General features: G+C 71.9%; 19 protein-coding genes. 14 read left to right on the forward strand and 5 right to left on the reverse strand.

Annotation, left to right across the window (positions count from 1 at the left end; all coding sequences use genetic code 11):
* The first annotated feature begins 46 nt into the window (after window positions 1-46).
* A complete protein-coding gene (locus ACFZDA_RS04325; RefSeq protein ID WP_391074707.1) occupies window positions 47-568 on the forward strand; it encodes a DUF4240 domain-containing protein in 522 nt (173 codons plus the stop codon).
* Here ACFZDA_RS04325 and ACFZDA_RS04330 read toward each other — a convergent pair.
* Together ACFZDA_RS04330 and ACFZDA_RS04335 are read right to left on the reverse strand one after the other, a co-directional pair.
* A complete protein-coding gene (locus ACFZDA_RS04330) occupies window positions 535-759 on the reverse strand; it encodes a hypothetical protein (RefSeq protein WP_391074710.1) in 225 nt (74 codons plus the stop codon). The genes ACFZDA_RS04325 and ACFZDA_RS04330 overlap by 34 nt on opposite strands.
* A gap of 53 nt (window positions 760-812) precedes the next feature.
* A complete protein-coding gene (locus tag ACFZDA_RS04335; protein ID WP_391074713.1) occupies window positions 813-1,676 on the reverse strand; it encodes an N-acetylmuramoyl-L-alanine amidase in 864 nt (287 codons plus the stop codon).
* Between the two features lie 191 nt (window positions 1,677-1,867).
* On the opposite strand from ACFZDA_RS04335, the gene ACFZDA_RS04340 reads away from it, so the two are divergent.
* Entirely contained in the window at window positions 1,868-3,052 is a 1,185-nt protein-coding gene (locus ACFZDA_RS04340) for a MarP family serine protease (RefSeq protein ID WP_391074716.1), read from the forward strand.
* Window positions 3,053-3,068: 16 nt separating this feature from the next.
* Here ACFZDA_RS04340 and ACFZDA_RS04345 read toward each other — a convergent pair whose 3' ends face one another.
* Window positions 3,069-3,566, reverse strand: a complete 498-nt coding sequence (locus ACFZDA_RS04345; RefSeq protein ID WP_391074719.1) for a GNAT family N-acetyltransferase — start codon at window positions 3,564-3,566, stop codon at window positions 3,069-3,071.
* A 69-nt stretch (window positions 3,567-3,635) separates the two neighbouring features.
* Between ACFZDA_RS04345 and ACFZDA_RS04350 the strand changes: the two genes are divergently transcribed.
* Both ACFZDA_RS04350 and ACFZDA_RS04355 read left to right on the forward strand, forming a co-directional pair.
* A complete protein-coding gene (locus ACFZDA_RS04350; protein WP_391074721.1) occupies window positions 3,636-4,538 on the forward strand; it encodes a TIGR01777 family oxidoreductase in 903 nt (300 codons plus the stop codon).
* A gap of 248 nt (window positions 4,539-4,786) precedes the next feature.
* A complete protein-coding gene (locus ACFZDA_RS04355) occupies window positions 4,787-6,184 on the forward strand; it encodes an FAD-dependent oxidoreductase (protein ID WP_391074723.1) in 1,398 nt (465 codons plus the stop codon).
* A 61-nt stretch (window positions 6,185-6,245) separates the two neighbouring features.
* Here ACFZDA_RS04355 and ACFZDA_RS04360 read toward each other — a convergent pair whose 3' ends face one another.
* Window positions 6,246-7,712: a regulator gene (locus ACFZDA_RS04360; RefSeq protein ID WP_391074726.1), complete on the reverse strand. Its 1,467-nt coding sequence runs from the start codon at window positions 7,710-7,712 to the stop codon at window positions 6,246-6,248.
* Between the two features lie 238 nt (window positions 7,713-7,950).
* Here ACFZDA_RS04360 and lipB point away from each other — a divergent pair, with 238 nt between their 5' ends.
* The 4 genes from lipB to ACFZDA_RS04380 all read left to right on the forward strand — a co-directional run bounded on the left by lipB (window position 7,951) and on the right by ACFZDA_RS04380 (window position 11,068).
* Window positions 7,951-8,751 carry a lipoyl(octanoyl) transferase LipB gene (gene lipB / locus ACFZDA_RS04365; RefSeq protein ID WP_391074729.1) on the forward strand — a complete coding sequence of 267 codons (801 nt, stop codon included), beginning with the start codon at window positions 7,951-7,953 and terminating at the stop codon, window positions 8,749-8,751.
* Window positions 8,752-8,845: 94 nt separating this feature from the next.
* Window positions 8,846-9,811 carry a lipoyl synthase gene (gene lipA / locus ACFZDA_RS04370; protein ID WP_391074732.1) on the forward strand — a complete coding sequence of 322 codons (966 nt, stop codon included), beginning with the start codon at window positions 8,846-8,848 and terminating at the stop codon, window positions 9,809-9,811.
* A 261-nt stretch (window positions 9,812-10,072) separates the two neighbouring features.
* Complete coding sequence (locus tag ACFZDA_RS04375; protein ID WP_086564125.1) at window positions 10,073-10,285, forward strand: hypothetical protein; 213 nt, start codon at window positions 10,073-10,075, stop codon at window positions 10,283-10,285.
* A gap of 78 nt (window positions 10,286-10,363) precedes the next feature.
* Window positions 10,364-11,068, forward strand: coding sequence for a DUF4191 family protein (locus ACFZDA_RS04380; protein ID WP_391074735.1), 705 nt, complete (start codon window positions 10,364-10,366; stop codon window positions 11,066-11,068).
* Between the two features lie 76 nt (window positions 11,069-11,144).
* On the opposite strand, the gene ACFZDA_RS04385 is transcribed toward ACFZDA_RS04380, so the two are convergent.
* The gene (locus ACFZDA_RS04385) at window positions 11,145-11,612 is read right to left on the reverse strand and encodes an RDD family protein (protein ID WP_391074738.1); all 468 of its coding nucleotides are present in this window, start codon (window positions 11,610-11,612) and stop codon (window positions 11,145-11,147) included.
* A gap of 210 nt (window positions 11,613-11,822) precedes the next feature.
* Between ACFZDA_RS04385 and glnA the strand changes: the two genes are divergently transcribed.
* The 6 genes from glnA to ACFZDA_RS04415 all read left to right on the forward strand — a co-directional run bounded on the left by glnA (window position 11,823) and on the right by ACFZDA_RS04415 (window position 17,327).
* A complete protein-coding gene (glnA, locus tag ACFZDA_RS04390) occupies window positions 11,823-13,232 on the forward strand; it encodes a type I glutamate--ammonia ligase (protein WP_086564122.1) in 1,410 nt (469 codons plus the stop codon).
* A gap of 131 nt (window positions 13,233-13,363) precedes the next feature.
* On the forward strand, window positions 13,364-13,636 hold the full coding sequence (locus ACFZDA_RS04395; RefSeq protein WP_391074741.1) for a hypothetical protein: 273 nt from the start codon (window positions 13,364-13,366) through the stop codon (window positions 13,634-13,636).
* A gap of 17 nt (window positions 13,637-13,653) precedes the next feature.
* The gene (locus ACFZDA_RS04400; protein ID WP_391074744.1) at window positions 13,654-14,025 is read left to right on the forward strand and encodes a signal peptidase I; all 372 of its coding nucleotides are present in this window, start codon (window positions 13,654-13,656) and stop codon (window positions 14,023-14,025) included.
* A 97-nt stretch (window positions 14,026-14,122) separates the two neighbouring features.
* Window positions 14,123-15,040: a zinc metalloprotease HtpX gene (htpX, locus tag ACFZDA_RS04405; protein WP_391074747.1), complete on the forward strand. Its 918-nt coding sequence runs from the start codon at window positions 14,123-14,125 to the stop codon at window positions 15,038-15,040.
* 7 nt (window positions 15,041-15,047) lie between these two features.
* Window positions 15,048-15,632, forward strand: a complete 585-nt coding sequence (locus tag ACFZDA_RS04410; RefSeq protein WP_391074750.1) for a hypothetical protein — start codon at window positions 15,048-15,050, stop codon at window positions 15,630-15,632.
* A 54-nt stretch (window positions 15,633-15,686) separates the two neighbouring features.
* Window positions 15,687-17,327 carry an alpha/beta fold hydrolase gene (locus ACFZDA_RS04415; protein WP_391074753.1) on the forward strand — a complete coding sequence of 547 codons (1,641 nt, stop codon included), beginning with the start codon at window positions 15,687-15,689 and terminating at the stop codon, window positions 17,325-17,327.
* Window positions 17,328-17,395 lie beyond the last annotated feature (68 nt).

Genomic DNA, 17,395 nt, shown 5'->3' on the forward strand with positions numbered 1-17,395 from the left:
GCGCACTCCGGGTGCGCCCCCGTGCCCCAGGGCCGATGCTGGACCCGTGATGGACGAGACGGAGTTCTGGGAGCTGGTGGACGACACCCGGGAGGCCGCCGAGGGCGACCCGGAGGAGCAGGCCGACCTGCTCGTGGAGCGGCTCACGCAGAAGGACCCGGACTCGGTCCTGGACTTCGCCCGGCACTTCGAGTCCCGCTACAACCGGGCCTACCGCTGGGACCTGTGGGGCGCCGCCTGGGTGCTGCTCGACGGGGCGAGCGACGACGCCTTCGACTTCTTCCGGTGCTGGCTGATCGGCCAGGGCCGGCAGGTCTTCGAGGGCGCCGTGCACGATCCGGACTCGCTCGCCGATCTGCTGGACGACTTCGACGAGGAGATCGACGGCGACGGCGAGGAGCTCGGCTACGCGGCGGACGAGGCCTACGAGCAGCTCACCGGCACGGTCGCCCCCGATCTGGGGATCCCGCCCCCGCCCCCGGAACCGGAGGGCACCCCGCTCGACTTCGAGAACGAGGACCTGCTCGCCGAGCGCTATCCCCGGCTCTGGGAGCGTTTCAGGGGCTGATCAGCGAGATATGCCTGCGTCTGATCCGCCGTGACCGCGTGGTACAGCGGGGCGGAGTTGGCCTGGTCGAGGGCGGACGCGGTGACGGCGGAAGGGCCGAGGACGACGGTCGCGACCGCGCAGAGCACCGCCCAGGGGCCGCGTGTGGCCCCGGCTCCCCTCCCCGGGTTCCTCGTACGTGCGTTGTTCATGGTCCCCACCTCCGGTCGGCTGCCTGTGGTGGCGACCGTAGGGCGCCGGGATCTCAGGACGCTGCGCGCCGGCTGTGGCTTTGCTGTGGACCCGCCGGACGGCCCTGCAAGCGGGCGGCCAGCCGCCTGATCTCGGGCAGCCTGGCGTGCAGGGCGGCGCCCGGGCAGCTGGTCATGTAGCCGTCGTTGTGGCCGGCGAGGGCGGGCAGCTCGGCGGCGGTGCCGGCCGCGTACCGGCTCAGGCCGTTGCTGGAGACCAGGCGGACGCGCGCCCGGGGGTCGGTGCCGGTCAGGCCCAGCTTCCAGGCGGACAGCGCGGCGATGGCGTGGATCATCGCCCGGGGTACGGGCGTGCCGGCGGTGAAGGTGCCGAGGGCGGCGATGCCGGTGGTGCGGTGGTTGAAGCCCTGGGTGTGGGCGCCGGTGACGGCCTTCTCGACACCGCCGGCGCGGCCCTCGTAGATGGTGCCGCAGCGGTCGACGACGAAGTTGTAGCCGATGTCGTCCCAGTCGCGGATGCCGGTCTGGCCGGTGTAGAGGTCCCGGAGGATGCGGGGAGCGTCGGCGCAGTCGTAGCCGCCCGGCGAGTCGGTGTGGTGGACGAAGACGGCGGCGACCCGGTCGTCGTAGCGCGGGCGGGGCTGTGTGCGGGCGGCGTCGCCCAGCCACCGCGATCGCGGCACGATGCGGGGGCGCGGGGCGGTGTAGGGCGTGGCGGCGGGGCGGTGCCCGGCCGGGCGGGCGCCGGTCCCGGCGGCGTTCTCGACGCCGTGGGCGCACAGCACCAGCGCCGCGACGGCGGCGAGGCCCGGCAGGCAGCCGAGCAGTACCCGGACGGCGCGCGGCACCCCGGCTGTGCCGGGCGCCCCGGCGGCGCGGCGCCCGCGCGTACCCCGCCGTCTTCGCACGACACGCATGGACCCACTGTCGGCCTGATCCGGTCCGTCCGCGATGTGTGATGTGCCACCCGGTGGAACCATCGTCACGGTCCGCGACGTTTTTCCGAGTGCACGCGCACGTGGCCGATTCTGATCATTCCCGCGCGTGTGACTGATCAACGGGCCCTTCCCCCACGTACTAAGGGGTTCCGACAGAAAGGCGGCGTTGCGTGGACCTGCTCGACATCCTGCTGTTGCTGGTGGTCCTGGCCTATGCGGCGTCCGGCTACCGGCGTGGGCTGGTGGCCGGCTGTGTGTCGCTGGCGGGCTTCGTGGGCGGTGCGGTCGTCGGCGTGTGGATCCTTCCGTGGGTGATGGACCTGGTGCCGCCGGGTTCGACGCGCGCGACGGTGACGGCGGTGTTCACGGTGCTGCTCCCGGCGGTGGTGGGCCATGAGCTGGCGGGGCGTCTCGCGCTCAGGCTGCGGCGGGAGCTGGACCGGGGGCCGCTCAGGGTGGCGGACGGGATCGGCGGGGCCGTGGCCAACTCGGTCGCGGTCCTGATCGTGGCGTGGGTGGCCGCCAGTGTCCTGGGGGCGTCCTCCTCGCCGCTGGTCACCTCGGCGATCCGGGACTCGCGGCTGCTCGGCGCGGTGCAGGAGACGATGCCGGACACCACCCCGGCCTGGTTCTCGCGGGCCACGTCGGCGCTGACCGAGGCGGGCTTCCCGCAGGTCTTCAACCCGTTCGAGAACGAGTCGACCGCCGAGGTGGCCGCACCCTCCGGCGACAGCGTCACGGCGGCCGCCACGAACGCCGCCAAGCTGAGCACCGTCAAGGTCGAGGGCGTCGCGGGCACCCAGGGCCGCGAGGGCAGCGGGTTCATGTACGCGCGGGAGCACGTGATGACCAACGCCCATGTGGTGGCGGGCATCGACGAGCCGACCGTGCAGATCGGCGGCGTCGGGCGGACGTACGAGGCGCGGGTGGTGTTCTTCGACCCGCAGAAGGACGTGGCCGTGCTGTACGTGCCGGGCCTCAAGGCACCCGTGCTGCGGTTCGACGACACCGCCGAGCGCGGCGACTCGGCGGTGGTCGCGGGCTATCCGCAGGACGGCGACCTGAACCTCCAGGCGGCGACGGTCGCCAACCGGGTCCGGGCGACGGGCCAGAACATCTACAACGACGACACGGTCACCCGCGAGATCTACTCGATCCGCTCCACGGTCCGCCCCGGCAACTCCGGCGGTCCGCTCCTCACCACGGACGGCCGGGTCTTCGGCGTGGTCTTCGCCCGCTCCACCTCGGACGCCGAGACGGGCTACGTCCTGACGGCGGCCGAGGTCTCCTCCGACGCCGAGCGCGCGGCGGACGCGACGGCACCGGTGGACACGGGCGAGCTGGCCGCGTCGTAGGCGTTCCGGTACCGGCTCAGAGGAAACGTCCCATCAGTACGTCGTCCACGTACTGCCCGTCGAGCCGGAACTCCTCGGGCAGGACTCCCTCCACCACGAATCCCTCGGCCTCGTAGAGCCCGCGGGCCGGGGCGTTGTGGCCGAGGACGCGCAGGGTGAGGCGGCGGGCACCGCGCCTGCGGGCCTCGTCGACGGCGGCCCGGACCAGCGCCCGTCCGACGCCCCGGCCGCGTGCCTCCTCCGCGACGGCGAGGCCCTGGACCTGCAGGACGTGCCGGTTCGCTTCGACCGGTGTCGGGAAGCCGAGACGCAGGTATCCCGCCAGGCGGTCACCAAGTTCGGCGACCAGGCAGTCCCCGGGGGCGTGCCGGTCGCTGAAGAACGGCGGATACGGCGGCTGCGGACGCGGCATCACCGCGTGCAGATGCGACCAGGCGAGCCGGTCCAGCAGGGCCAGCCCCTCGTCGTCGCCGGGCACGGCGACGCGGATGCGGAGTTCGCGGGGCTCGGGCATGGCGTCACCCTACGGCGAGGGCTTGTGGCCGTGCGCCGGATTTATGTCGCCGGCAGGCAGGATGGGCCCATGGAACGCTCACGAATCGCAGTGGCCGGTGCGTCCGGCCTCATCGGCGGCGCCCTGGTGCGCTCCCTGACCGCGGACGGGCACGAGGTGGTGCGCCTGGTGCGCCACGCGCCGCGGGCCGCGGACGAGGTCCGCTGGGATCCCGAGGGCGGGCGCGTGGACGCGGCCGGGCTCGCCGGGTGCGACGCGGTGGTGAACCTGGCCGGTGCGGGGGTCGGCGACCGGCGCTGGACGGACGCCTACAAGCAGCGGATCCGCGACAGCAGGGTGAACGGCACGGCGGCCCTCGCCCGGGCCGTCGCCTCGCTGGACGAGAAGGACCGGCCGCGGGTCTTCGTGAACGGCAGCGCCATGGGCTACTACGGCGAGACCGGGGACCGGACCGTCGACGAGAGCGCCCCGGCGGGCGAGGGCTTCCTGCCCGGGCTGTGTGTGGAGTGGGAGGCCGCGACAGCCCCCGCCCAGGAGGCGGGTGTCCGCACGGTGTGCACCCGGACCGGGCTGGTGGTGTCCCGCGAGGGCGGTGCGTGGGGGCGGCTGTTCCCGCTGTTCCGGACCGGGCTCGGCGGGCGGATGGGCGACGGGCGGCAGTACTGGTCGTTCATCGCGCTGCACGACGAGGTCGCCGCGATCCGGCATCTCATCGACACCGACGGCCTGTCCGGGCCGTTCAACCTCACCGCCCCGAACCCGCTGACGAACCGTGAGATCACCGCGGCGATGGGGCGTGTGCTGCACCGCCCGACGCTGTTCGCGGTGCCCGCGCCCGTCCTGCGCACCGTGCTCGGCGAGATGGCCGGGGATGTGCTCGGCAGCGCCCGGGTCCTGCCCACGCGCCTGCTGGAGTCGGGATTCCGGTTCGCCTTCCCGGAGATCGAGGGGGCGATCCGGGCGGCGTTGTGACGCGCCCTGAGGCCGCCGACCGATCGCCGACGGCCGTTATGAGACAGCCCATCGCGCCGCACACCAGTCCCCTGTGACCATTTCATACCCACGAGGAATCCGTATGCGACCGCTGTGCGACCGTGCCCTGTCGATGCGCGACTCCCGCTGACCGACCACGGCCCTACTCTCGACCAGAACTCGCGTATTCCTGCGGCCTGTTGAGGGCATGACGTCTCCAGCGCCCGCGCAACCTCGAGGAGGGGCACGTGCTTGAGCCCGCTTATCAGGCGGACGTGGTCGTCGTGGGGGCCGGGGTCGCCGGACTCTCGGCCGCGCACCGGCTGACCAGCGCAGGAGTGACGACCATGGTCCTGGAGGCCGCCCACGGGGTCGGCGGCCGTATGGCCACGGAGAAGATCGACGGCTTCCGGCTCGACAGAATCGGCCAGTTGCTGTCCACGGCATACCCGGAACTACGGCTGACACCCGGCCTCGGGGCCCTCACGCTGCGCCCCTTCGCGCCCGGGGTCCTGCTGCACGGCGACGGACGCCATCATCGCGCGGGCGTCCAGGCGGGCACAGGGGGCGCACGGGGCGCACTACACGCGGTGCGTGCCCTGGCGAGCGCTCCCCGGTCGCCGTCCGCGCCCAGGAGGCCGGTGGCGGTGCCCGGCCGGCAGGTCTCGGTGCCCCGGAGCCGGTCCGGCGCGCCCCTGGGCACGGCCGTCGACCAGGCCCGTCTGGGGGCCGCCCTGACCCGGCTGGCGGGCACCCCGGCCGAACGGCTGCTGGCCCGGCCGGAGTTGCCCGCCGGTGAGGCCCTGGCGGCTCGCGGTCTGCCGGGCCGTACGATCGACGGCTTTCTGCGCCCACTGCTCGCCGCGCTGCTGTGCGACCCGGACCTGACGACGTCCAGCCGGTGCGCGGACCTCGCGCTGCGCGCCTTCGCGCGTGGCCGCCTGTGTCTGCCGGAGGGCGGCGCCGAGGCCCTGCCGCAGCTGCTCGCGAGCACGCTGCCGCCGGGCACGGTGCACACCGGCGTGCGCGTCACCTCCGTGTCCACGACCTCGGTGACCACCGCCGAGCACGGTGCGATCCGCTGCCGGGCGGTGCTGGTGGCGACGGGCGCCAGGGCCGCGGCCGAGCTGCTGCCCGGGCTGCGGGTGCCGGAGTTCCATCCGGTGACGGTGGTGCATCACACGACGGACGAACCGCCGGCGACGGGGGCGTCCCTGCTGCTCGACGCGGACCTGGGCGGGCCGGTCGCGCACACGGCGGTGGTCAGTCGCGTCGATCCGTCCCGGGCGCCGGCGGGGCGGGCGTTGGTGTCCTCGACGGTGCTGGGGCGGCCGCCGGGGGATGTCGACACGGCTGTGCGGATGCATGTGGCGCGGCTGTACGGGGTGTCGACGGCGCGGTGGGAGACGTTGGCCGTGCATCACACTGCGGAGGCCGTGCCGGCGATGCGGCCGCCGCATGATCTGCGGCGGCCGGTGCGGTTGATTGCCGGGCTGTATGTGTGCGGGGATCACCGGGACACCAGTACGGTTCAGGGTGCTCTGCACTCCGGGCACCGGGCGTCCGCGGCGATAGTGGCGGACTTGGGGGCGGGGCGGTCCATGCATGTCGCCGACCCTGTGCCGACCGTGCCCCGGGCCGCGTAGTGGTGTGCCGGGTGCGGGTGCGTTGTGGCTTGTCGCGCAGTTCCCCGCGCCCCTGAGAACCTCACCCCAAAGCCGATACCTTGTCGCGATAGGTCCGCACCGGCGCCGCGTCCTTGTACGGCTCCAGTCGTCGCTCGAAGTCCCGCACGTACTCCACCGCCCGTACCGAGCGCATCTCCGCTGCCTGGCCAGCCGCTTCCGCGGCCAGTTGGCAGGCCTGGTCGAGTTCGCCGAGGCCGAGGCGGGCGGTGGCGAGGACGACGCGGCAGAACAGGCGGCTGCGGGCGTAGGACGGGGCGCGGAGCTGGAGTGAGCGTTCCGCGTGCTGGGCGGCGGCGCGGAACTGCTGGAGGTCCCGGTGGCAGTGCCCGAACTCGTCGGCCAGCTGTGCCTCGTCGAAGAACCTGGCCCAGTACGGGACGTCGTCCCCGGACCGGGCGGTCTCCAGGGCGCGTTCGGCGCGGACCAGGGCGGCCGTGCAGGCCCGCACCTCGCCGAGCACCCCGTGCCCGCGTGCCTCGGAGGAGTGCAACAGCGCCTGGACGACCGGCGGGGCCGAGGTGCCGACGCCCTGCTGGGCCACGCGCGCCAGCTGTACCGCCTCGCGCCCGTGCCCGAGGTAGACGGCCTGGCGGCTCATGGTGACCAGCACGTACGCGCCGTACGTCCGGTCCCCGGCCGCCTGGGCGAGCCGCAGCGCCTGCACGAAGTAGCGCTGGGCGAGTCCGTGCGCGGCGATGTCGTACGACGTCCAGCCCGCGAGCCGGGTGAGGTCGGCGGCGGCGGCGAAGAGCCGGCGGCCGGTCTGCTCGCCGTAGGTGCCGCGCAGCATGGGCTCGCACTCGTGCTCCAGGTAGCGCACGAGGGCCTGGCGGGCGTGACCGCCGCCGTAGGCGTCGTCGAGGGTACGGAAGAGCTCGCCGACGGAGCGCAGGGCGGCGATGTCGCCGGCGGTCACCTTCTGGCCGGGCCCGCGTTCGGCGCGCTGGCGGGGCAGGGACGGCACGCCCTGCTCGGCCGGGGGACGCAGGGCGGGGCGGCCCTGCGCCGGGATGCGGGCGGCGGCGGGCTCGCCCCGGGCCACCTTCTCGTCGGCGCGGCCGATCAGCCAGTCCCGGCTGGGCACGACGAGCCCGGCGGGCGTGAAGGCGATCTTGCGCAGCTCGGCGTGGCTGCCGGAGTCCTTGCGCCACAGCCCGCTGACGATGTCGACGGCCTCCTCGGGGGTGGCGGCGAACTCCAGCCCCGCGTAGACGGGCGCGCAGGCGTCCAGGCCGAGGTCCTGGGCGGTGAGGCGGCGGCCCAGGCGCCGGGTGAAGACCTCGGCGATCAGCGCCGGCGTGGTGCCTCTGGGCTGCTGGCCGCGCAGCCACCGGGTGACGGATGTCTTGTCGTATCTCAGATCGAGCCCGTGTTCGAGACCGAGCTGGTCCACGCGACGGGCGAGACCCGCGTTGGAGAACCCCGCTTCTGCGATGAGCGCGGCGAGCTGTCGGTTGGGGGTGCGCTGCGCGGGTCGTTCCGTCATGGTGCGGTGCGGTCTCCTGCCTTCCGGTGCTGGTGATCTGCCGGATTGCCTGTGAGCAGGCCCTTTGGCTTGCTGGACGGCGCGAATGTAGCGGAGAGTAAGCACCCCATCACACATTTTCCCGGACATTCATCCGATCGTGTGAGGATTGACCCCAGGACTGACGTGTCCGGGCCGGACGTACAGTGGCTGGGGCGCGATACGTGCCTGACACACCCGTCCTAGGGAGGCGCTTGCCGTGAGTGGGTTGCGGTTCGTCCGCATGGGGTTCGGTGACGAGGCCGTCGAGTACCGGGAGGCGTGGGACGAACAGCGCCGGGTGCACGCGGCGCGCTTCGCCGACGAGGTCCCCGACACCGTGCTGCTCCTGGAGCATCCCCCGGTCTACACGGCCGGACGGCGCACGGCGGACAACGAGCGGCCCCTCGACGGCACGCCGGTCATCGACGTGGACCGCGGCGGCAAGATCACCTGGCACGGCCCCGGCCAGCTGGTGGGCTACCCGATCCAGAAGCTGCCGCGCCCGGTGGACGTCGTCGCGCACGTGCGCCGCCTCGAAGAGGCCCTGATCCGCACCTGCGCGGAGTTCGGCCTGGAGACCACCCGGGTCGAGGGCCGCAGCGGGGTGTGGGTGCTGGGCGACCCGGTCGAGCGGCGCCCCGCACTCGGCGGTCTGGCCCTGGACTTCGACCCGCGGCTGCACGACGAGGAGTTCGACCCGCGCATGAACGGCCCGGAGTACGCGCCCTCCAACGCGGGCCAGCGCCGCGAGGACCGCAAGATCGCCGCGATCGGCATCCGCGTGGCCAAGGGCGTCACCATGCACGGCTTCTCGCTCAACGTGAACCCCGACAACAAGTGGTTCGACCGGATCATCCCGTGCGGCATCCGGGACGCGGGAGTCGCTTCCCTGGCGAGCGAACTGGGCCGCGACGTGACGATCGAGGAGGTCCTGCCGGTCGTCGAGCGGCACCTGCGGGACGTCCTGGAGAACGCCGAGCTGAAGCCGCGGGAGATCGAGAAGACGCCGGCGGCATAAAACGGGCCGTGGAGGGGCTGGCACCCACACAGGCATTCAAATCAACGGGCGTACCCTTGAGGACGCCGAAGAATCAATCGCTAGGGAGCCGGTCGTGTCCGCAGTCGCACCCGACGGACGCAAGATGCTGCGCCTGGAGGTCCGCAACAGCCAGACCCCCATCGAGCGCAAGCCCGAGTGGATCAAGACCCGGGCGAAAATGGGCCCCGAGTACACCAAGATGCAGAACCTCGTGAAGAGCGAGGGGCTGCACACGGTCTGCCAGGAAGCCGGCTGCCCCAACATCTACGAGTGCTGGGAGGACCGCGAGGCCACGTTCCTCATCGGCGGCGACCAGTGCACCCGGCGCTGCGACTTCTGCCAGATCGACACCGGCAAGCCCGAGGCGCTCGACCGCGACGAGCCGCGCCGCGTGGGTGAGTCCGTGGTCACCATGGACCTGAACTACGCCACGATCACCGGCGTCGCCCGCGACGACCTGGAGGACGGCGGCGCCTGGCTGTACGCGGAGACGGTCCGCCAGATCCACCAGCAGACGGCGGACCGCGAGGCCGGCCCGACGAAGGTCGAGCTGCTCGCGCCCGACTTCAACGCCGTCCCGGAGCTGCTCGCCGAGGTCTTCTCCTCCCGCCCCGAGGTCTTCGCGCACAACGTCGAGACGGTCCCGCGGATCTTCAAGCGGATCCGCCCCGGCTTCCGCTACGAGCGCTCCCTGAAGGTCATCACCGAGGCCCGCGACTACGGCCTGGTCACGAAGTCGAACCTCATCCTCGGCATGGGCGAGACCCGCGAGGAGGTCAGCGAGGCGCTGAAGCAGCTGCACGACGCAGGTTGCGAGCTGGTCACCATCACGCAGTACCTGCGGCCCTCCGTGCGCCACCACCCGGTGGAGCGCTGGGTCAAGCCGCACGAGTTCGTGGAGCTGCAGGAGGAGGCCGAGCAGATCGGCTTCTCCGGTGTGATGTCGGGCCCGCTGGTGCGGTCCTCGTACCGCGCCGGGCGGCTCTACCGGATGGCCATGGAGCAGCGGGACGCGCGCATCGCGGCCCAGGCCGTCTGACGAACCGTCACCGCTCCTGCCCGCCAAGGGGCGAGACAAGCGTGTGAATTCGCGCACAAGACACTACCCGCCGGTAGCGGCCGAATGGACGCGGTCCTGACCGTCCTCGCAGATGAGGGCATAGGTCAGGACCGCGTCGGCGTTTCATGGATCCCCGCCGGGGCTTCATGGGTGTTTGACCGGTCGGACACGCCCTGGTAACACCAATCAGTGACGCTGAACTCACAGCACGTACACCGCTCCCGAGGGGGGACCTGACCCATGCAGGCCGCGCCCGTCCGCGCCACCGCTATCCCGTCTTTCACCACCGCTCTGCGTGCCGTCGAGTCGCTGCTGCTCAGCAGTGGTCAGCGCACCGCCCGCCGCAACGCCTGGACCTCCGTGCTGGAGGACCGCCGTCGCGCCAAGGACCGGGTCGAGGCGCAGCGCGTCCTCGAGCAGTCCGTCTCCCGGTCCGTCTCCGTCCACCCCTGAGCCCGTCTCCTCCCCGCCCGAGTCTCCCCGCGGACACTGCCGTCGTAGGCGCTTGTGGGGCCACGTAGACTTCGGGGCATGGCGAGGAAGGAACCTGCAGCGGACGCTGCGAACCCCGGGCGACTGAAGCAGATCGCCCTGACCTACAAGATGACCCGCAAGGCCGACAAGAAGATCGGTCTTGTACTCGCGGCAATCGGAATCGTCACCTTCGGTGTCTTCCTCGCGATCGGTTTCTTGATCGGTCACCCCATCTATCTCGGCATCCTGGGCCTCCTGCTCGCCTTCCTCGCGTCGGCGATCGTGTTCGGGCGCCGGGCCGAGCGGGCCGCCTTCGGGCAGATGGAGGGACAGCCCGGTGCCGCGGCGGCGGTGCTCGACAACATCGGCCGGGGGTGGACGACGACCCCCGCGGTGGCGATGAACCGCAACCAGGACGTGGTGCACCGCGCGGTCGGCAAGGCCGGCATCGTGCTGGTCGCCGAGGGCAACCCGAACCGGGTGAAGTCCCTGCTCGCCGCCGAGAAGAAGAAGATGAACCGCATCGTCGCGGACGTCCCGGTGCACGACCTGGTGGTGGGCACGGGCGAGGGCCAGGTCGAGCTGAAGAAGCTGCGCACGACCATGCTGAAGCTGCCGCGCGTGCTGACCGGCCCGCAGGTCACCGCCACCAACGACCGGCTGCGCGCCCTGGGCGATCTGATGAGCAACATGCCGTTGCCGAAGGGGCCGATGCCCAAGGGCATGCGGATGCCGAGGGGCGGCGGGCCGAAGGCGCGCTGAGCGCCCGCACACCGCATGAGTGAAGGGGCGGCCGGATCACTCCGGCCGCCCCTTCACTCATGTCCGTTCACGCGGGTCAGATGCGGACCTCGACCGTGCCCGCCAGCCGGTCGTGCAGGCCGCGGCCGTCGCGGTCCCAGACCAGGGCGGGGATCGCGAGGAAGAGCAGGACCGTGCGCAGCGCCGCGCGCCACGGGCTGACCCGGCCGGTGTCCAGGGCGAGCACCCGCAGGCCGAAGAGCCGCTTGCCCGGCGTGAAGCCGAGCGTACCGACCGTGAGGACCATCAAGGTGAACATGATGAGCGGCGCCCAGATCTGGGCCGCTTCGTTGTAGCTCTGGGTGATGAGACCGTATGCGATCAGGAGGCTCAGGCCCCAGTCCACGGCGAGGGCGCCGAGCCGCCGCCCCGGGCGGGCGATCGAGCCGGGTCCCTCCTCGGGCAGACCGAGCTGCTCACCCCGGTATCCGAAGTCGACACCGGCCTCTTCCGCCGCCGCGCGGGGCCCGGAAAGCCACGATCCGAGTGCTTGCCTGTTGTCCACCCGTCCACGGTACTGCGACCGGAAATGACCAGGGCACGGCGGGGTGCGTCGGGGCTAGGGTGGGAGCCGAGCCGGTTAACTTGTGCGAAACAAATGAGTCACGCCCGAGAAACCACCCGTCCCTAGGGTCGAGGTCAGCGTGTGCCACCCGCACTGGCCGCACGAACGAACTACCACCCCGGCGGGACGGTCGGGAGTAGGAGGAGCTGGATGTTCCAGAACGCCGACGAGGCCAAGAAGTTCATCGCGGACGAGGACGTCAAGTTCATCGACGTCCGCTTCTGCGACCTGCCGGGCGTGATGCAGCACTTCACGGTGCCTGCCGAGGCGTTCGACGCGGACGAGGAGCTGGCCTTCGACGGCTCGTCCATCCGCGGCTTCCAGGCCATCCACGAGTCCGACATGGCGCTGCGCGCGGACCTGTCGACCGCCCGGGTCGACCCGTTCCGCCGTGACAAGACGCTGAACATCAACTTCTTCATCCACGACCCGATCACGGGCGAGCAGTACTCCCGTGACCCGCGCAACGTGGCGAAGAAGGCCGAGGCCTACCTCGCCTCCACCGGGATCGCCGACACGGCGTACTTCGGCCCCGAGGCCGAGTTCTACGTCTTCGACTCCGTCCGCTTCGCGACCACCGCGAACGAGTCCTTCTACCACATCGACTCCGAGGCCGGCGCCTGGAACACCGGTGCCGTCGAGGACAACCGTGGTTACAAGGTCCGCTACAAGGGCGGCTACTTCCCGGTCCCGCCGGTCGACCACTTCGCCGACCTGCGCGCCGAGATCTCCCTGGAGCTGAACCGGGCCGGCCTGCAGGTCGAGCGCCAGCACCACGAGGTGGGCACCGCCGGCCAGGCCGAGATCAACTACAAGTTCAACACGCTGCTGGCCGCCGCCGACGACCTCCAGCTCTTCAAGTACATCGTGAAGAACGTGGCGTGGAAGAACGGCAAGACGGCGACCTTCATGCCGAAGCCGATCTTCGGTGACAACGGCTCGGGCATGCACGTCCACCAGTCCCTGTGGTCGGGCGGCTCCCCGCTGTTCTACGACGAGGCCGGTTACGCGGGCCTGTCGGACACCGCCCGCTACTACATCGGCGGCATCCTCAAGCACGCCCCGTCGCTGCTGGCCTTCACCAACCCGACGGTGAACTCGTACCACCGCCTGGTCCCGGGCTTCGAGGCGCCGGTGAACCTGGTCTACTCGCAGCGCAACCGCTCCGCGGCCATGCGTATCCCGATCACGGGCTCGAACCCGAAGGCCAAGCGCGTCGAGTTCCGCGCGCCCGACTCCTCCGGCAACCCGTACCTGGCGTTCTCCGCGCTGCTGCTCGCGGGCCTGGACGGCATCAAGAACAAGATCGAGCCGGCCGAGCCGATCGACAAGGACCTCTACGAGCTGGCTCCCGAGGAGCACGCGGGCGTCCCGCAGGTCCCGACCTCGCTCCCGGCCGTCCTCGACTCCCTGGAGGCCGACCACGAGTTCCTCCTCCAGGGCGACGTGTTCACGCCGGACCTGATCGAGACGTGGATCGACTACAAGCGCACGAACGAGATCGCGCCGCTCCAGCTGCGTCCGCACCCGCACGAGTTCGAGCTCTACTTCGACGTGTGATCGGCCCCCGATCCATGTGATCGACACCTGATCGAGGCATCACGACCGCGCCTCCGCCGTCCGTACGGGCAGCGGGGGCGCGGTCGTGTGTTCTATTCTGCTGCCAGGACCTCACGGGGGTGGAGCAGGAGATGCCCGAGCACGAACAGGACGGCCAGGAGCGCGAGTTCGACCTCAGATGGGCGGACAGCGCCGAGCACAAGGAGCCCTCGGCGCGGGCCCGTATGCTCGCCGCGCGCTGGAAGCACAACCCGCCCGGGCCCGTGCCCTTCCGTCCCGAGCCCGATCACAGGTCGTCCGGGCGCGGGTCCCGCTCGTCGTGGGTGTCCACGGTCGTGGTGCTCGGCAGTGTGGCCGCGGTGATCGTGCTGCTGGGGTACATCAACTTCCGGGCGCCGTACTAGGGAGAGTGTCCGGCCGCGTGGATGACGGTGTGTACGTGGGCAACGCGGGCCGGGACGCGGCGCTGGACCGGGGGTGGCTCCTCGGGCACTTCAAGGACGCCGGCGATCCGCGGCACAGCGAGGCCGTCGAGGTCAAGTGGGGTGTCCACCCGGCCGGCGACGAGCGGTCGCAGTGGGTGCGGGGCGAGGAGCGGACCGCGCTGCTGGTGCTGATCAGCGGGCGCTTCCGGGTGGAGCTTCCCGGTCGCAGTGTCCTGCTGGAGCGGCAGGGCGACTACGTCGTGTGGGGGCGCGGGGTCGATCACTCCTGGTGTGCCGAGGAGGAGTCGGTGGTGCTGACCGTGCGGTGGCCGTCCGTGCCCGGGTACGCGGTGGCCGCGGGCGGCTGACGCCTTTGCCCGGCCTGGGGGCGATCGCGACCCGTTCATGGGCCGGGCCGGGTGCACACTGGCAGTGGGACGAGTGCGTGACTGCGGGGTGATGCAGATGCACAGCCGCTTCCGGAGCGACCGGCGGTTGACCACCCGTATGGGGATCACGCTGTTCCTGCTCGGGCTGATGTACGTGGGCTTCGTCGCGGCGCTGATCGTGCTGCTGAAGTCGTGGATTCTGGTCGTGCTGGTCGCGGCCGCGATGCTCGGGGCGCAGTACTGGTTCTCGGACCGGGTCGCGCTGTTCGCGATGCACGGCCGGGTCGTGGAGCGGGAGGAGTATCCCGGGCTGCACGGGGTCGTGGACCGGCTGTGCGCCATCGCCGACATGCCCAAACCGGTGGTGGCCGTGTCCGACATGGACATGCCCAACGCGTTCGCGACCGGACGCAATCCCGACCACGCCGTGGTCTGTGTGACGACCGGGCTGCTCAGGCGCCTGGAGCCGGCCGAGCTGGAGGGCGTGCTCGCGCACGAGCTGTCGCATGTGGCGCACAAGGACGTCGCCGTGATCACGGTCGCCTCGTTCCTCGGTGTGCTCGCCGGGCTGATCGTGCGGTTCGCCTTCTACTCGCAGGTGCTCGGCGGGGGCCGGCGGGACCAGAACACGGCGGTGGTCTTCGCCGCGGTGATGGGCGTGTCGGCGGCGGTGTACGCGCTGAGCTTCCTGCTGATCCGGTCCCTGTCCCGGTACCGGGAGCTGGCGGCGGACCGTGCGGCGGCGCTGCTCACCGGCCGGCCCTCGGCGCTGGCCTCGGCCCTCACCAAGGTGTCGGGGGACATCGCCCGCATCCCGACGAAGGACCTGCGCACGGCCCAGGCCTTCAACGCCTTCTACTTCACGCCGGCGCTGGGCCGTGAGCCCGGTGTCGCGCGGCTCTTCTCGACCCACCCGAGCCTGGAGCAGCGGCTCGACCAGCTGGGCCGGATCTCCGCCGAGCTGGGTGAGGCGACGGCATCCGGAGGGGCGTGAGCAGGGCATGGGGCTGCTGGACATTCTGCTCGGCCGCACGAAGCCGGTCGCGCCGGATCTGGACCGGCTCTTCGCCCTGCCGTCGGCGGCCGTGACGCTGGAGGCCGCGGCGGGTTTCACCCCGACCGGGCAGGGCGCGGTGTGCTTCGCCACGGTCGAGGGCGCGGCCTTCGAGCAGACCCACCGCGAGGTGCAGGCGCTGCTGGACGCGGACATCGACCGCGACGGCCCTCCTGTGGAGCTGCGGCAGGACGACTACGGCTACTCCTGGCTGGTCTCGCACCGCGCCCCCGACCAGCTGGCCCCGCTCGTGACGGACCTGCACGCCGTGAACAGCCAGATGGAGGTCAACGGGTTCGGCCCCCAGCTCCTGTGCTCCCTGGCCGGGTTCCGGGACCGGTCGGACCGGCGGCTCGGGCTGGTCTACCTCTACAAGCGCGGCACCTTCTACCCGTTCGCACCCCTGCCCGGAAGGGCACAACGGCGTGACAACGCGCTGGAACTCCAGATACGGGCGGCACTCGCCGAGGACCTGCCGATCGAGCAGGACCTGGGCCGCTGGTTCCCGGTGTGGGGGGCGCCGGGTCTGTGATCGTCCCGGCGTGATCGCCCCTCTCGATGCCCGGCCGCGTGCGTGAATGGCCGTATGAGCGAGCTGATCCCCTTCACGCACACCGTCGACGGCGAACGACTCAGCGGACTGTCCGGCGGGACCGGTCCGGGTGGGCCGGCCAGGGCGACCGCCGTACTGCTGCACGGCGCGGGCAACGGCAGCAAACAGCCGCTGGTGCCGCTGCTGGAGGAGTTCGCCGCCCACGGCTGCCACGCCGTCTCCTTCGACTTCTCCGGGCATGGGGAGAGCACCGGCCTGCTGCGGGAGCTGAGCCTGCGCCGCCGCTTCGAGCAGGCCGTGTCCGTCATCGACGCGCACGCGCGCGTGGACGGGCCGCTGGTCCTCGTCGGCTTCAGCATGAGCGGCCAGACGGTGGCCGATCTCGTCCGGCACTACGGGGACCGGGTGGCGGCACTCGGACTGTGCGCGCCGGCGGTGTACGCGGCTCAGGCGTGGGACGTGCCGTTCGGTGCGGGTGACGGACGGTTCAGCGAGATCATCCGGCGGCCCGGAAGCTGGCGCGAGTCACCCGCGCTCGACGTCCTGCGGGGGTACGAGGGGCGGGCGGTGCTCGCGGTTCCGGGCACGGACGAGGTCATCCCGCCCGCCGTGACGGACGCCCTCTCGGAGGCGCTGGCCCGGCGTGCCCAGTTCACCCACTGGGAACTCCACGACGCGCGGCACCGGTTGGGCCGGTGGTTCCGAGACCGTCCCGGCGGCCGACGGGAGTTCGTCACCGCCGTGCTGACCGGGCTCGGCGACCAGGGCTGGACGGCGACCCGTGCATGGGTGGCCAAGCAGCTCCCGGCGGGCCGCAAGGTCGACAAGTCCACTTTTCTCACCGGAGGTTGGAGCTCCCAGATGCGGCAGCTCACCCTCGACGACGGCACCGCAGTCGCCCTGCGGACCTTCGTGAAGCCCTTCTTCCGGCGGCACGCCCCCGGGCTGCTGGCCCGCGAGGCGCAGGTGCTCACGCTGCTGGCCGGGCAGGAGGGCGTGCCGGCGCCGGAGCTGACCGGCGTGGACGCGACCGCCGAGCACTGTGACCACCCCTGCCTGCTGATGTCCCGGCTGCCGGGGCGGGTCCGGGTCGATGAGGAGGACCTCGACCGCCGGGTGGACCTGCTGGCGGCGCAGCTCGCCCGGATCCACCGGGTGGTTCCCGTGGAGCGGCCCCGTCCGTATCAGGCGTGGACCTCCCCGGAGCGGGTGCGGGCGCCGGCGGGTGCGATGTGGGAGCGGGCGGTGGACGTGATCCGCCGCGACCCGCCGCCGTACGAGGGCTGCTTCCTGCACCGGGACTACCACCCCGGGAACGTGCTGTTCACGGGCTCGGGAGACGGCTTGCGGATCAGCGGTGTCGTCGACTGGGTGGAGACCTCGTGGGGTCCCGCCGACCTGGACGTCGCCCACTGCTCGACCGCCCTGGCGCTGCTGTACGGCCCGGAGTGCGGCCTCGGTTTCCGGGAGCACTACGCGGCGCGCGGCGGCCACCGACTCGCCGACGGCCCCGACCATCTGTACTGGCGGCTGCTCGACGCCCTGGCCTACGCCCCCGACGCGGCGAAGCTGGCGGGCCCGTGGCGGGAGCTGGGCCGGACCGATCTGACACCGGAGGTGCTGGGCGGGCGGCTGGAGGCGTATGTGGCGGGGCTGCTGGAGCGGTACGCCTGAGCGGGGCCGCCGACGGCCGATTGTCAGTGGCGTTCGCGAAGATGCAGGGGGAGTCGGACGGGCACGAC

Source organism: Streptomyces sp. NPDC007991 (assembly GCF_042958445.1).
GTDB lineage: Bacteria > Actinomycetota > Actinomycetes > Streptomycetales > Streptomycetaceae > Streptomyces.